At 64.4% G+C, this 14,135-nt stretch carries 13 protein-coding genes; 9 read left to right on the plus strand and 4 right to left on the minus strand.

Translation table 11 applies throughout. The features are described from left to right. Window positions 1-592: 592 nt before the first annotated feature. A complete protein-coding gene (locus tag AC6CH3_RS16005) occupies window positions 593-1,408 on the plus strand; it encodes an MBL fold metallo-hydrolase (protein ID WP_498133351.1) in 816 nt (271 codons plus the stop codon). A gap of 573 nt (window positions 1,409-1,981) precedes the next feature. Beyond that, a complete protein-coding gene (locus AC6CH3_RS16010; RefSeq protein WP_498133352.1) occupies window positions 1,982-3,220 on the plus strand; it encodes a MinD/ParA family ATP-binding protein in 1,239 nt (412 codons plus the stop codon). Window positions 3,221-3,373: 153 nt separating this feature from the next. On the opposite strand, the gene AC6CH3_RS16015 is transcribed toward AC6CH3_RS16010, so the two are convergent. Further along, window positions 3,374-5,056 (minus strand): glycosyl hydrolase family 28-related protein, encoded by a 1,683-nt coding sequence (locus AC6CH3_RS16015; protein WP_498133353.1) that lies wholly within the window; start codon window positions 5,054-5,056, stop codon window positions 3,374-3,376. Between the two features lie 339 nt (window positions 5,057-5,395). Between AC6CH3_RS16015 and AC6CH3_RS16020 the strand changes: the two genes are divergently transcribed. Continuing rightward, on the plus strand, window positions 5,396-6,766 hold the full coding sequence (locus AC6CH3_RS16020; RefSeq protein ID WP_498133354.1) for a hypothetical protein: 1,371 nt from the start codon (window positions 5,396-5,398) through the stop codon (window positions 6,764-6,766). Here the strand turns inward: AC6CH3_RS16020 and AC6CH3_RS16025 are convergent, their stop codons facing one another. Both AC6CH3_RS16025 and AC6CH3_RS16030 read right to left on the minus strand, forming a co-directional pair. Further along, complete coding sequence (locus AC6CH3_RS16025) at window positions 6,767-7,201, minus strand: hypothetical protein (RefSeq protein WP_498133355.1); 435 nt, start codon at window positions 7,199-7,201, stop codon at window positions 6,767-6,769. It lies immediately after the preceding gene. Window positions 7,202-7,218: 17 nt separating this feature from the next. After that, the gene (locus AC6CH3_RS16030) at window positions 7,219-7,779 is read right to left on the minus strand and encodes a hypothetical protein (protein WP_498133356.1); all 561 of its coding nucleotides are present in this window, start codon (window positions 7,777-7,779) and stop codon (window positions 7,219-7,221) included. Between the two features lie 815 nt (window positions 7,780-8,594). Between AC6CH3_RS16030 and AC6CH3_RS16035 the strand changes: the two genes are divergently transcribed. After that, window positions 8,595-8,783: a hypothetical protein gene (locus AC6CH3_RS16035; RefSeq protein WP_498133357.1), complete on the plus strand. Its 189-nt coding sequence runs from the start codon at window positions 8,595-8,597 to the stop codon at window positions 8,781-8,783. A 115-nt stretch (window positions 8,784-8,898) separates the two neighbouring features. Then, window positions 8,899-9,114, plus strand: a complete 216-nt coding sequence (locus AC6CH3_RS16040; protein ID WP_498133358.1) for a hypothetical protein — start codon at window positions 8,899-8,901, stop codon at window positions 9,112-9,114. 41 nt (window positions 9,115-9,155) lie between these two features. On the opposite strand, the gene AC6CH3_RS16045 is transcribed toward AC6CH3_RS16040, so the two are convergent. Next, window positions 9,156-9,665 carry a GNAT family N-acetyltransferase gene (locus AC6CH3_RS16045; protein WP_498133359.1) on the minus strand — a complete coding sequence of 170 codons (510 nt, stop codon included), beginning with the start codon at window positions 9,663-9,665 and terminating at the stop codon, window positions 9,156-9,158. A 290-nt stretch (window positions 9,666-9,955) separates the two neighbouring features. Here AC6CH3_RS16045 and AC6CH3_RS16050 point away from each other — a divergent pair, with 290 nt between their 5' ends. From AC6CH3_RS16050 to AC6CH3_RS16065, 4 genes are all read left to right on the plus strand, one after another. Next, window positions 9,956-10,573, plus strand: a complete 618-nt coding sequence (locus tag AC6CH3_RS16050) for a TasA family protein (protein WP_498133360.1) — start codon at window positions 9,956-9,958, stop codon at window positions 10,571-10,573. A gap of 78 nt (window positions 10,574-10,651) precedes the next feature. Further along, a complete protein-coding gene (locus tag AC6CH3_RS16055) occupies window positions 10,652-11,263 on the plus strand; it encodes a signal peptidase I (RefSeq protein WP_498133361.1) in 612 nt (203 codons plus the stop codon). 95 nt (window positions 11,264-11,358) lie between these two features. Then, complete coding sequence (locus AC6CH3_RS16060; protein WP_498133362.1) at window positions 11,359-11,775, plus strand: hypothetical protein; 417 nt, start codon at window positions 11,359-11,361, stop codon at window positions 11,773-11,775. Between the two features lie 136 nt (window positions 11,776-11,911). After that, window positions 11,912-14,122 carry a S8 family serine peptidase gene (locus AC6CH3_RS16065; protein ID WP_498133363.1) on the plus strand — a complete coding sequence of 737 codons (2,211 nt, stop codon included), beginning with the start codon at window positions 11,912-11,914 and terminating at the stop codon, window positions 14,120-14,122. Window positions 14,123-14,135: the final 13 nt, after the last annotated feature.

Consider the following 14,135-nt stretch of genomic DNA (forward strand, 5'->3'; position numbering starts at 1 on the left):
AATTGCGCGGCCCGCGGGAGGCTGGCAAAACAAAAATCGGGCCCATTGCGGTCCCTTGGATTGATGCTCGTAACCAACTGAGTCATCGCGAGCCCTGCCGAGAAGTCGTGCACGAGCGGCAGCGCAGCCTATGAATGGGTGACTCTCAAACTTCACCTATTGACAACATAGGCGAGTAGCGCAGCCAGTCCAGCCGTCTGGCCAAAGGCCACATATATGAGGACCTTCAGCCGGGTGGGTCGGTGGTGAGGACGAAGGTGGGTTTGCTGAACGTATGCCATGACCTGACGCTACGGCAGAAATCTTGGATTTACCTTTGGGTGAAGAGCCGCCACGATGAGTGACGAGGGGGACCAGCGTTTGCCTTCCTGAATGTCAAAGACCTAAAGGCTGGTTGTAGATCTTGAGGAAAATTCATTCCGTGTTTTCGCCAAATTATAGAATCAGGCGCTTCCCGCAATGAGTCCCACAGTAGCCCGCTCAGCCCGGCTCGACTGCGGAATGCCCAAGCCGATTTCCGGGGACTTCCCAGCTTCGTGGGTAGAATCGAGGCCTGAAGACCGCAGATGCTCCCAAGATTTACGGAGAACGAATGTCACGATGGCTCGAGGTCGGCACGGACAACTATGTGCTGACGACGGAAGGTTCAAAGCTTAACACCGGCCTGATCATCGGCAGGGAACGGGCCATGGTCATCGATACCGGATGCGGGCCGCGGCAAGGACGCGAGATTCTGGACGCCGTGCGTGAAAAGACCCAGTTGCCCCTGGTCGTCGTGAACACGCACGCGCACTACGACCACTTCTTCGGCAATTCAGTGTTCGCGGAAGACGGCGCGACCGAGTTCTGGGCCCATGAGAACTGCGCCGAGGAGATCGGCGAAAACGCCGATGCCCAACGGGCGGCCGTTGCAGAACGGGAGCCGGAAATGGCCGCCGGTGAAGGCGCGAATGTTGAACTGGTGGTGCCCAACGCGCTGGTCCGGGACCAGCCGGTGCTCGTGGATCTGGGCGGACAGACTGCCACGCTGTTCTACCTTGGCCGGGGCCACACCGACGGCGACCTGCTCGTGGGTACCACCACCACCCTGTACGCCGGCGACCTGGTGGAGCAGGGGGCACATCCCTCCTTCGAAGACGCCTATCCGGAGGAATGGGCGGACGCCCTGCGGCACCTCTCCGCACTGCGCCACCGTTACGAATTCCTCATCCCCGGCCACGGTGAGCCGTGCAGCGACCGCTTCGTCAAAACCATGGCAGACACGATGTCGACCGCCGTCCGGCAAGCACGCCAGTCGATCCGGGACACGCCATCCGACGCCACTAAGGCCATTCCTGTCCTGCCCTACGGTCCGGAGCAGTCCCGGTGGTTCATCAAACGCCTGCAGGAGACGCGGCCGCAGCACTGACAGGCGTTGCCCGTGCGGGCCTACGCTCGACTGGCATTTCTGGCAGTATCAACTGCAGTCGTGGTGGTGTCGCCACGCCCAAGAGTAATCTCGGGAACGTGGTCACGAGCCAGGCTGACTCTAACGACTTTACGTGTCCAGTTGGACAGCCACGTTGACTGCTGAGTAATCTGACCCCAGATCTATGGGGGATCTCTTTGCCAGCTACTGTCGCCGTCGCCAAGCTAGAGCGATTGCGTCCAAGGTCTCACCGTCCCGGAGGTTATCGTGGCTTTCCCGACTCCATCTGCTCCGCACGGATGCCCGTGTGATGGCTCCGGCTGTATGCCGTTTTCTCCGGCACCGGAGACGTAGGCGTGCCGTACATCGACATTAATCCCCACCGCAGCCGCCCAAAGTGGTGGAGCTACGTCATCCTTGGGATACTCCTCATCCTCACAGCCGCTGTAGTCGCGACTGCACTCCTCCGGAGCTGATGACAGGGGCATGGGCTTCAGCGCCTAGAATTGCTCTTTGAACCTATCCAATCGAGAAGCGCAGCGGAATATTGCTGTGAGCCCTGGGGGGACCAACATGCCCAAACCGGCGGATAACCAAATAGCCGAAGCAGACACCGACACGGAGCAGCCCGAGCTGCGCCGCCGCCGTGCCCGCCGCCGTGACGGCAGCGACTCCGACGACTGGACAGGATCCCTTGACGCAGTGACATCCAACACCAGTTCCGTCCCCGTGCTCCCCGTCCGCAGCTCGTCTTGGGCCGAGGCCGCCGCAGCCGCTGACGCCCACTCCGGCGCACCTGACGCCCCGCCGGCGCCTACCCGTAGTCCGGCAGGAGCGCCGGCGTCGTCTGTTCAGGAAGCTTCCCCCGAACCGGAACTCCCGACGGCCGACGCCACCGCTCTTCCGACGTCGTTCGTCCGTGAGCAGAAGCCTCGCCCCAAGCGCGGCTTCCGCGGCTTCCTTTACCGCGTGACCGGGGGCTCCTGGAACCTGGGCCCCAGCGCGCAGGAGCGCGAGGAGGACGAGCTGGCCCGCCGCATCTCCCGCCAGCTGCAGGGCAGCTTCAACACGGCCGTGCTCAGCCTCAAGGGCGGCATCGGCAAGACCTCCACCACCGTGGGCGTGGGCCTGACCCTCGCCGAATTCCGCGGCGATCCGCCTTGCGCCATCGACGCGAACCCGGACTCCGGAGACCTCGTGGAGCGTGCTTTGGGCGAAGGCATCTACCAGCAGGCCACGCCGCGGACCATCACTGACCTGCTCAAGAACATCGATGCGATCGATTCCCTCACCGGGCTGTCCCGCTACATGCACCACTCAGGCCGTCTCCATCTCATCGCCGGCGAACAGGATCCGGAAGTCTCCGACTCGCTCACCGCGGAAGAGTATCTGCGGATCCGCAAGGTCATTGCCAGCTACTACTCGGTGGCGCTCACCGACTGCGGTACCGGTGTGACGCACAACGCGATGAGCGGCATCCTGCAGTCCGCGGACAACCTGATCATCGCCGCCGGCTATGCAGTCAGCGGCGCCAAGCGCGCCCGCAGCACCCTGCAGTGGCTCGCCAGCCACGGCTATGAGGATCTGGCTCGCAACGCCATCGTGGTGATCACGGACAAGGACGAGGTATCTTCCCGGGTGGACAAGGACGCCATCGAGGAGCACCTCTCCGGGATGTGCCGCGAGCTGATCGCGGTCCCGCACGACAGGGGAGTCGCCGACGGGGACCTCGTAACTCTGGATGTGCTGAAGCCGGAGACACGGCGGGCGTACAAGGAGATTGCTGCGGCGATCGTGGACGGGTACAGGTAAGGGTTGGGGACGCGGGAGCGGATTGGCCGCTTCCTGATTGCCGGATAGTACGAAGTGCGGTCAGATCGAACGGACAGCGAGTGCCGCAACCGCCGGCTCCTAAGTCTCACCTCTGGGGAGTGAACTTAACCGGTCTTATCTATCCGCTGGTACTCACAGCGAAAGCCACTGCTTTCCGTCACTGAAGAACGTGGCCTTCGCCCACCGGATTAGCGTGAGGGACGCGGCGCCGTCGATAGTTTTGCTTGTTCCAGCGCTTACAACTTTCGCGTTGCTCGTGTGGATATTCTTGATAGTGAATCGGGTACGCCCGGCCGTGACAGTCGTCGGGTCGGGCAGCGTGATCGTGACAGCCGCCCCGTTCGTCAGCAGCGGGGCGCATTCACCATCGATGAGGGTGTAGTTGCCGGACTTCACGACGGGCGCGATGTAGGTGCTCAGGGGCTTCCGAGTGATCGTGGTGTTGAGGGTTAGGCCCTGCGTGCTGATATCCACGTACGTTTTACCTGCTGCGCCGTAGCCCTGAATGTCCATCGTGGTCAGGTCTAAGCCGGAGCAGTTGATGATTGTGATCTGGTATGGGTTGACAGCGTATGTGCCCCGGATAACCAGGGGCGGCTTCGGTGTGATCTGGTAGTTGATGGTGACGTTGCGGATCGATAAGTTCGCACCCAGCATCGGCGCGATGGCAATATTCGTCTTGCCTTGCATGACGGCTTGGACCGCCCACACTCCGCCGCCAACCGATAGCGCACCGGGTCCGGTGATGTTGAATATCTGTCTGGAGCCCTCGCTGCACCATCCCCACACATCGACTTTCGCGGTGCTGTCCAGTTGGGCGTCGATGCCGCAGCCGTTGAATGTGGCGTTATAGAGGGTGTGCTGTGCGCTGGTCTTCAACCCGATCCCGCACCGATTGAATAAGACATTCTGGCTCTCTCCCCATATTGACTGGCTGTTGGGCAACGCCAGCCCCACGGTGCACTGGCACAGAACGACGTCTTCGAAGCTCATCTGGTCATTGTTCTCGTTCGCACCTCCAAAGCGGATCCCGTTGTCCATGGTCATCATGCCTGGTGGCGTGTCTGGGGTCGCCCAGGGGAATCCCCCGATCGTGACCCTGCTGAATTTGATCTCGGCGTTCGTGCCGATGGAGCCGCCAGCAGAGTTGAAGTAGAACCCGTCCGAGGGGCGGTTAGTGACATTGCCAAGGATCAGCATGTTTTCCACTGAAACGAAACGAGAATCGGTAATGGTGAACATGGGGATGCCGGCCGGGCCATCCCAGCGGATGACCGATGCGGCACTCGGCGATGGCAGGAAGTTTGCCGGGTTGCCAAGACCGCGCCCCCTAAGGGTTATGCCCTTCTGTGTGATCAAGATGGTCTTGGTGATCCGAAGGGTGCCAGGAATAAGGATCGTCACGGCAGGTATGCCGACCCCGCCGGATGCGGAGGCGATGGCGGCTTGAAGCGCCGCAGTGTCATCGGTGGTGCCGTTGCAAGCGGCTCCGTAGTCGCGGACGTTGACGATCAGTTCGCCCTTACCTACGGGCCTACCTCCGCCTTCAGGCGCGTAAAGGTCAGGGATCTGTGTCGGCGGGATTTTCGCCCCGGTATCCAGGGTGGCAACACCTTGCGCGGCGCCCTTTTCGGCAACGGGAACATATGCGGTGGTTTGGTCGTCTGTAGTGGCGGCATCGGCGGTGGTGGCAGACATCGCCGTGGCGCCGGTCAAGGCTGTCAGCATGGTACCGAACCTGAGAACGCCGCGACGTTTTACGACGGCATCCTCGCCAGATGCAGGCTGATCATTCCCTGGAGATTCTCTATCCATGTCATGAAGGTATTTGTTGGGGTTTGCATCAACCACCGTGGCCGGTACCCGTTTATCTGCAGGGGTATACGTGGATCTGAGAGCGGGGTAGCACTCAGTACTCGCGTACCAGCACGGTCTACCCGGCTGCGATGTCGGTCTTATGGGCCGTAGACTGAGGGACATGAAACTGGGGGACTCTCGTCGTTCTGACCGATCCGACCGCGGAACGTTCTTCTCGTGTCCTTGGCGTCCGGGCTGGGCTCGGGATCTAATCGACCGTCAGATTGATTGGATCTGCAGCCGCGTGCTCATGCCGATCACTATCGCATCGATGGTCGTCAGCTACTTCATGTACTCATGACGCGCAAGGTTTCCCCGGCGCTGATCTTTTGGCTTGTGCCGATAACACTCGTTCACCTGCTGGGCGGATTCGGCCTCGACTGGCAGACGGTGCAGTTCAGTCTCGGCGCCCTGGGTGTTCTGTTCTGCGCGTGGGGGTTCTGGGCTGACGGCGGGCAGCGGATAACCGCGCCCGGCATCGCCTTGTTCACGGCAGGCCTGTTCATCTTCTTCCCCGGCTGCGCGTTGCTATTCGACACGGGCCTCGGCCTGTCGGATGTCAGCCTCGTCCCGGCGATCACGATAGCTTTCGTGACGCATCTGCTCATGTACTACATTGCGTGGAAGCCGCGGCAGGCGACAGAGGTGGTCGTCCAGCCCGTCGCTCCGAAGGTTGCCCGCTGGGGTATGTGGGGGGGACTGGGCCTGCTCGGCGCGGCCGTCGCAGCGTCCCGCACCTCACTGGCCGCTAATCCGTTCGTTGAGGGTGCTGCATACATTGGCGTGGTGCTGTTCGCCCTCTCGGCCCTGCGGCGGGAGCGGAAGATCGTCTTCGCCTACGTAATCATTGGGCTCGGATTCCTCGCCTACATGGAGTTCATCTTCAGCGGATTCGGCAGGATCAAGCTCGGCTCACTGGCTCTGGCCATCGCTCTGCTCGCTTCCCACCGCTGGGGCAAACGGGCCGTGAAGGCTGCGCTGCTCGTGGGGATCGTGCCCGGCCTCGCCTACCTTGCCGCGTCCCGCGCCGAGTTCACCGCCACGCTGAACCCGAACCAAGCAGACAACGTCACTGGACTTGGGTCGGTCCTTGGCCCTGCCGCGAGGTTCGCGCAGCTCCTTGACATGGACCATGCCGGCGAGATCAAGCACACGTGGGGTGAGACGTTCTTCTCGTCACTGGTGTCCATGGTTCCCCGCGAGGTGTGGCCGTCGAAGCCGGTCGGGTTCGGCGCGGAACTCGCTGACCTGTTCCGGCCAGACCTGATGGGGTCCGGGCACTCCGAGCTCGCACTGTTCTACGGCGAATGGTTATACGGGTTCGGCATCGTCGGGCTGGTGGCCATGGTCCCGATCTACGCATGGTTCGTGAACAAGCTCGACACCCTGATGGTCAACCGCCAGCCGACCGCCGTGACCACCATCCGGGGTCTGCTGATGCTGACCACTGTGACGATCCTCGGCGCGAGCATCGTGGACCTGATGTGGGGCGGCACGTTCACCTACGTCTCCCGCGTTGGCCCGCGACTGATCATCATCCTCGGTCTGCTCGCCGCTTTCGGCTGGTCCCTGCCGCAGAAGAGGGAACTGCCGGTCCCGCCGAGCGGGCGCCAGTACGTAAAGCGCAGAGGTAAGTCCACGCCGCCCATACTGGCGCACGGCCGATAGCTACGCGGCCTTGACCATGATCTTCGGGCCGCCGGCCGAAGCTTTCGCGCCAACCCAGGCGCCGAGTCCACCAGTCACTCCGGTCATGTAGGAGCAGTTCTGTCCCACCGTTGCGGACGTTCCCGCGAAGGTTGTTGACGCCACCGGCGTCATGGAGATGATGCCCACCGTCCTGACGGTCGGTGCGCCTCCCTGCGCTACAGCGGCAAGCCAGTGCAGCCCGGGGTTCAGATGCTGGCTAATGGCGATAGCCTTCACCCCGGTAGTCGAGGAGTCAACCGTCCCGGCGTCGAGGATCAGGGCGCCGGGGGTGTCGGTGGCGGCGTTGTTCGCGTAGATGCCGAGGCGCACTGCGCTGGATGCTACGGCCACCGTGACCACGCATTCAATGCTGACAGCGGTGAATCCGTTCGGGACGTAGAACGGGATCGCCATCAGCGTCCCGTCCGCTATCACGGCGGTAGACGGGATGTGCGGGCCTGGTCCGTAGTAGCGCCCGCTGATGATCTTGGTGCCACGCGCCGGGTTGACTCCGAGGTACGCGTCCCTGACAGTGTTCGTTGCATTGCCGGCGTTGCCACAACAGCAGGATCGGTCGCCGTGGAGACTGCCCCGCCGAGGTCAACATCGGTGTTGGTGATGCCGGGCGCGATGAGGACGTTCGTGCCCCGGTAGCCCTTGGTACCCTGGACGCGGTTGCGGGACTGCTGCATGTCAACGCCCATGTCAAGGTCGTTGACGTTGGTGCCCTTGCCGGGGATAACGCCGGTAAGGAAGTTGCCGCCAGTGTTGGGGACTGCAGGCGCGGTGAACCGGAAGTAGCTGGTCCCTGTCGCGCCGTCTTCTTTGAACACGTCGAACCACTGGAAGTCGCGAATGGTGTTGGTGTTGTTGGCGTGGGCCACGAGGGTGCCGCCGTCAGGGACGTGCAGGTTCTCAAACCACCACGCGTCATAGAGATTGTCGTGGCCGGAGTAGGATGCGTTGCTGGCGATGACCACCGCGCCGGACACGCCAACGTCCGCTGATGTGGAGATCGACCGGATGCCGATGCCACGGAACCTGTTCCGTTCGCCTCGATGGCCCGGAAGTACGGTACGTCGTTGGCCTTCGCCCCGACCGGAGTGTTCAGCGTCAGCCGCTCCATGGCGCACAGGTAGAACCCGTTGCCGGGCGTCGGGTTGATGTCGATGCACGGCCCGCCCGTGTCTCGCACGGCGATGTCCAAGAAGGATGCGGAGGACATTGCGGCGAACTTCATGCCGGCGTTCGCCTTGGTCGGGTCAGCAACGCCGGAACCACGCACCAGGAAGTCGCTGTGCCGCACCTTGGCGGTGAAGGCGTTGGTTGGCGGAACCCATCCGGTCCAGTCGATGACCGGACCCGTCTGCGTCTGGCGTAGAACACCGTGCCCGTCGGGTTGGACGACGTTCCAGCGGCGCCAGCGCCGCGGAGCTGGACCGAGTACCCGGACATGCTCAGGGTGTTGCCCACATTGTAGATTCCGGCCGGGAGATACACGACCGTCCCCCTGCCGCGGGCTTCCGCAGCAGCGAGGGTGGCGTAAACGCCGGCCAGTGTCTTTGGGCCGGTGTGAATGACACGCCCATCGAAGGTGGCAATAGTGGCATTTTGCTTCCCCTGTGCCCGTGCGCTTCAGTTCCCGCTGCCCGATGGCGGCAGGCGTGCTGCACAATGCGGATGAGCGGCATCTTGCCGTCCGTGGACAACCTGATCATCGCCGCCGGCTACGCGGTGAGCGGCGCCAAGCGGCCCCGCAGCACCGTGCGGCGCTCTCCAGCAACGGTACGAGGATCTGGCACGCAACGTGATCGTGGTGATCACGAATACGGACGCCATCGAGGAGCACCTCTCCGGGATGTGCCGCGAGCTCATCGCCGTGCCGCATGACAGGGGAGTGGCCCACGGCGACCTGGTGACCCTGGATGTGCTGAAGCCGGAGACCCGGCGGGCGTATAAGGAGATCGCGGCGGCGATCGTGGACGGGTACCGGTAAGCCGTCCGGAACGGTGACCCTGGCCGTCACGCGGGCGGGCTGAACTATTGGGTCGGACAGCTACGGTAAGGATTTAAGCGTGTCTATGTGCCCGACTCTCCGCTAGTCTCGTGCCATGGCTGACGACCAATTCAAGAGTCTGTTAAACAGCGTTGACGCGCTGTATCACGAAGTCGTTGCGCTGAGGGAGGGCGCCAAAGCCGAAGGCAAGCCGGGCAAAGAGGACCTCGTCCTGGCTGAACTGCGGCTGGATAACGCATGGCGTGAGCTGTACGAGTTCATGGACCTTCCGCTTTCCCGTGAAAGTGGACCCGCCGCCGGCACCGAATGACTGTGCGGCGGTACTCAACCGCCGCAAAGTTGGATCTCCGGTTAGTCGTCCCCGGACCGCTGCGTCAGGCGGCGGAAATCCCGGGAGAGGTACAGGGCCATGGCAGGGGCGTTAGCGCTGTGCACGGTAACGGCTACGGTCCTGTGTCCCAGCGTGTGCAGCACGTCCATGGCCCGGCGCAGCAGGTCCTCGGCGAGGCCCTGCCTGCGGTGGTCGGGGTGCGTGAAGAGCTCGGCGATGTACGCCGTTCCGGGGGCGGCGCTGCCGACATGGCGGTCCGTGACCAAGATGGCCGCGGTGATCTGCCCGACCGCATTGACTATTGCCAGGGACGCTTGGGGGATGGGATTTCCGTGCGCCCCGGCGAAGATCCTGCTGATCTTGGCGGCCGCTTTCTCCGCATCCAGACGGTCCGCTTCGGGATGGTAGGAGCGGAGATACAGGTCCGTCAGTTCCATTAGATCGGTGGACTCCACCGGCCGGGGGATGCTTGCGCCGGGCCTGTGCTCCTGCGGGCCGATGAGAGCTGCAAGGGAGATGAGAGGAACCATGGTTGACCTGCCTTCCGCGGGTAAGAACGACTCCTGCCCATAGTGTGGGGCATTCCGGGCTTAGGGGGAAGAGTCGGACGGCGTGGCGCGGCGGAGGCGCGATCCGAGGTGAACGAAGGGTGTCGGCGGGGTGGATTGCGGGCGGCAGCAATCTTGACTCGATCTTGATTGATTGAAGTATCGGTTCTTGAGAATGGCCCGGCATTGTAGGCGTAGCTGGCAGGGGAAAGCCAGCAGCCAGCGGGTCGCAAAACGGCGGTCCCATTCACAAGAAATGGAAGTTCGTCATCATGGGTCTCAACCTCAACACCACGTCCGGCAAGGTCCTCGCTTCCCTGGCCCTGGTCGGGTCCGCCGCTGGCGTCGCAGGCCTCGGCACCTACGGCGCCTTTACATCCAGCACGTCCGCCAGTACAGATGTTGCTTCCGGCACCGTGAAGATCGCCCTTGGTGCCGACGGCGCAGCGAACCGACTCAGCGTCGACGCCGACGGCCTCGTCCCCGGGGACACCGTGCAGCGCGCCGTAACGCTGTCCAACGCCGGCAGCCAGGCGCTCGCCGGCATCACCCTCACCTCTTCGGCTACCACGTCCTCAGTGCTGAACACCGACGCCACCAAGGGGCTTCAGCTGGCCATCCACAACTGCTCCGACGCCTGGATCGAAGCCGGCACCGAACCTGCCTACACGTACACCTGCAACGGCGATGTCACCACCGTTCTCGCAAGCCGTCCCGTCATCGGCGCCGACCTGGCCCTGGCCAACCTGCGGTCCACGGCGGCCGGCGCCACCGACTACCTGCGGACCACCATGACGCTCCCCGCCGAAGCGGACGACGACTTCCAGGCGAAGACCAGCACCATCTCGCTGCTCTTCACCGGTACCCAGCGCTCGGGCACCAGCAAGTAAGCAGTCCCGCGCCGCCGCCGGCATCTCCCCGCTGACCAGCACGCCAGCGGGGAGGACAGACCCCGAAGGGAGACCACAGTGACCGCATCAGTGCTTCACGACAGCCCGCGGGTTGCCGAGGCGGTGACAGAACCTTCCGTGCCGGCGCCGCCTATGTGGCGCAAGGCGGTCCGGATTTTCGTTCGAATTCTGTCCACCGCCGGGATGATGACGGCCATTGCGGCCTTCCTGTTCCTGGCCGTCGGGCCGCGCATCCTCGGCTATCAGACCAGCACCATGCTGACCGGCTCCATGTCCCCGCTGATCAATCCCGGGGACGTGGTGGTCTCCGTCGCAAAGCCGGCAGCCGAGGTCAAGACAGGGGACGTCATCACCTACGGAATCCCCGTTGAGGACCACCGCGTCGAAACCCACCGGGTCATCGAAGTGGACCGCAGCGCGGACGGAACTGTCACCGTCCGCACCAAGGGGGACGCCAACCCGGCGGTCGACCCCTGGACTGCGACGCTGCAGGAAGACACTGTCGCCGTACATACCGTCACCGTTCCTTACCTGGGAACGGCCATCCGCACCCTGCGCGACCCGCTTGTCCAGGGTGTACTGACATACGGGGCTCCGGCGCTGCTGGTGGGTGTGCTCCTGACCGCAATTTGGAGAAAGCCGACGGCGGCCCGGCGGCCCGCCTCGTAGCGGCGTTCCGGCGCCGCTGGAGAAACAAAGTTAAACAAAACCGTAAGACCGACAGGAAGCCGCAGACCGTGCGCAGTAGCCAAAGAAACCCAGACGTGACATCAACGTCTGGGTTTCGGCGGATAGCTGTGGTCCTGCTGACAGCCGGTCTGCTGATGACAGCTCCGGGCATCGCCCAGGCCATGTTCACCAGCCAGGCATCGGGAGCGGTAGCCGCCTCGACACTGACCCTGGCCGCGCCGGTCGGCTCCGACGTCACCGCAACCTGCGCAATTGCCCCGCGCAAACTCAGCGTCGTTGTCAACAGCTTTGGCACCGTCCCGCGCGCCACCTCCCTGGAGTTCACCGTGACGGACCCAAAGAATGCTGTGGTCCACACCGGCGGCACGGCATACACGCACAACGGCCCTTTCAAAGGCGTCTGGAAGATCCAGATCAGGGGTCTTTACACCGTCAATGCCACCAATGTGTGGAGAGGCCTTCCCTACGAAAAGCTCGTCGAGTGTCTGTGAAGCAGTCTCCTGAATCTCATGGACCAAGCCGGCGGGCATCACCCGCCGGTAGACTTGTCCCGGACGCGGCGGGGGGCCGCGCCTCAACCATGTCTGAGCCTTTAGGGCCGGACGCATGCCGCACAGGATGGTCTTAATGCCTTACCCGCGCCAATCTATCTTCCGCGCATCCCTGACACTGACGGGCGTTGCCGCCCTGGTCGCGGCCGTGCTGATCGCACCGCCTGCCACAGCCGCCCAGGATCAGCCCGCACCTTTCCCTGCCACGCCGAAGGTCGCTCCGGCCGCACTCCACCCGGCCCGCGGCGCGGTCCCGACTGACCAGTTCATCGTCAAGTACAAGGACGGTGCCGCACCCGCACCGGCGGACCGGGCCAAGACCTTCGGCACCGCGGCTGCCAAGCTTGGAATCCAGGTCAAAGACGTCCGGTCCATGGCGGGCAACGCGCGCGTGCTGCGCGCCGGGAAGAAGCTCGCTCCCGCCGAAACAGAGACCCTCCTGGCCTCGCTGCGGGCCGATCCCGCCGTCGCCTATGCCGAGCCGGACAGCATCATGCAGGCGAAGGCCGCCCCGCCGAACGATCCGGGCGTGCCCTACCAGTGGAACCTGTTCCAGGAGCCCGCCGGTGTTCGTGCCGCCGCGGCCTGGGACGTCACCCGCGGTGAGGGTGAGGTGGTGGCCGTGGTGGACACCGGCATCACCAGTCATCCCGACCTGGACGCGAACGTGCTGCCGGGCTATGACATGATTTCCGTCGCCTCCGAAGCCCGCGACGGTGACGGCCGGGACCCCGATGCCACCGACGAAGGGGACTGGGGGCCAACGGAACTGTGCCCCGGCTCGCCGGCATGGCCGTCGTCGTGGCACGGCACCCACGTGGCGGGCATCATCGCCGCCGTTACTGACAACGCCCAAGGCGTCGCGGGCGTTGCCCCGCACGCCCAAATCCTGCCGATGCGGGCCCTGGGCCCGTGCGGCGGCTACGTCTCGGACATCACGGACGCCGTCCTTTGGGCAGCAGGCGCCCCGGTCCCCGGCGTCGGGGGGATCAACCCCAATCCCGCCCGCGTCATCAACCTGAGCCTGGGCGGTGTGGAGGCCTGCTCGCAGACGTTCCAGTCGGCCATCGACACCGCGAACAGCCACGGCGCCGTCGTGGTGGTGGCCGCCGGAAATGAAAGCCAGCCCGCGGAAGCCTCCAGCCCCGCCAACTGCCAGAACGTCATCAGCGTTGCCGCCGGCACCCGCAACGGCTCGCTTGCGCCCTATTCCAATTACGGCGACGCCGTGGATCTCACCGCACCCGGGGGAGACGTGAGCATGACGCCGGACGACGGCATCGTCTCCACCTCCAACTTTGGCGAAACCAGCCCCGCCATGGCGGACTACTACTTCGCCCAGGGCACATCCTCTGCCGCCCCGCACGTTGCCGGAGCAGCCGCGCTGCTGATGGCCAAGCTTGGACCGAACGCCGATCCCGCCGCCGTGGAGGAACGGCTCAAGGCCACGGCCCGGCCCCTGCCCGCCGGGTGCCTGCCGGGCTGCGGTGCCGGCCTGGTGGACGCCGCGGCCGCTGTTCTGCCGGACCGCGTCCACATCACCATGATCGTCGCCGCCGGAGACCTGAACTCTGACCGGAAAACAGATGTCCTGGCGCGTGACTCAGACGGAACCCTGTGGCGGTACCCGGGCAACGGGCGCGGCGGCTGGCTGCCACGCGTCCGCGTGGGGGGCGGCTGGAACGGGATGACCGCCGTCGTCGGAACCGGCGACATGAACAGTGACGGCCGGGCCGACATCCTGGCCCGTGACACCGGCGGAACATCGTGGCTCTACCCGGGCAACGGGAACGGCGGCTGGCTTCCGCGCATCCGCGTGGGGGGCGGCTGGAACACCATGACGGCCATGGTGGGTCCGGGCGACATGAGCGGCGACGGCAAAGCGGACCTGCTGGCGCGGGACACCAGCGGGATGCTGTGGCTTTACCCGGGCAACGGGCGCAGCGGCTGGCTGCCGCGCGTCGCCGCCGGCGGCGGCTGGAACGTGATGACCGCCTTCGTCGGTGCCGGTGACATGAACGGCGACCGCCGGTCCGACCTGATGGCGCGCGACACCAGCGGCAACCTGTGGCTCTACCCCGGCAACGGGCGCTCGGGCTGGCTTGCCAGAGTGAAGATGGGCTCGGGCTGGAACTACATGTCCGCCATGGCCGGCCGCGGCGACTTCAACGGCGACGTCCGCAACGACCTCCTGGCCGTCGATACGGCCGGTGTCCTGTGGCTGTATACCGGCAACGGTGCCTCAGGCTTCACCGGCCGGATCCGGATGGGCGGCGGCTGGAACTAGGGCACGCCGGGTC

This window comes from Arthrobacter sp. GQ119 (assembly GCF_059759125.1).

Excerpts from the sequence above, each read along its gene's own strand:
- AC6CH3_RS16065 (WP_498133363.1), top strand. The coding sequence starts at position 11,912 with ATGCCTTACCCGCGCCAATCTATCTTCCGCGCATCCCTGACACTGACG.
- AC6CH3_RS16045 (WP_498133359.1), bottom strand. The coding sequence starts at position 9,665 with ATGGTTCCTCTCATCTCCCTTGCAGCTCTCATCGGCCCGCAGGAGCAC.
- AC6CH3_RS16020 (WP_498133354.1), top strand. The coding sequence starts at position 5,396 with ATGACGCGCAAGGTTTCCCCGGCGCTGATCTTTTGGCTTGTGCCGATA.
- AC6CH3_RS16005 (WP_498133351.1), top strand. The coding sequence starts at position 593 with ATGTCACGATGGCTCGAGGTCGGCACGGACAACTATGTGCTGACGACG.
- AC6CH3_RS16040 (WP_498133358.1), top strand. The coding sequence starts at position 8,899 with ATGGCTGACGACCAATTCAAGAGTCTGTTAAACAGCGTTGACGCGCTG.
- AC6CH3_RS16050 (WP_498133360.1), top strand. The coding sequence starts at position 9,956 with ATGGGTCTCAACCTCAACACCACGTCCGGCAAGGTCCTCGCTTCCCTG.
- AC6CH3_RS16010 (WP_498133352.1), top strand. The coding sequence starts at position 1,982 with ATGCCCAAACCGGCGGATAACCAAATAGCCGAAGCAGACACCGACACG.
- AC6CH3_RS16015 (WP_498133353.1), bottom strand. The coding sequence starts at position 5,056 with ATGGATAGAGAATCTCCAGGGAATGATCAGCCTGCATCTGGCGAGGAT.
- AC6CH3_RS16025 (WP_498133355.1), bottom strand. The coding sequence starts at position 7,201 with ATGGCGATCCCGTTCTACGTCCCGAACGGATTCACCGCTGTCAGCATT.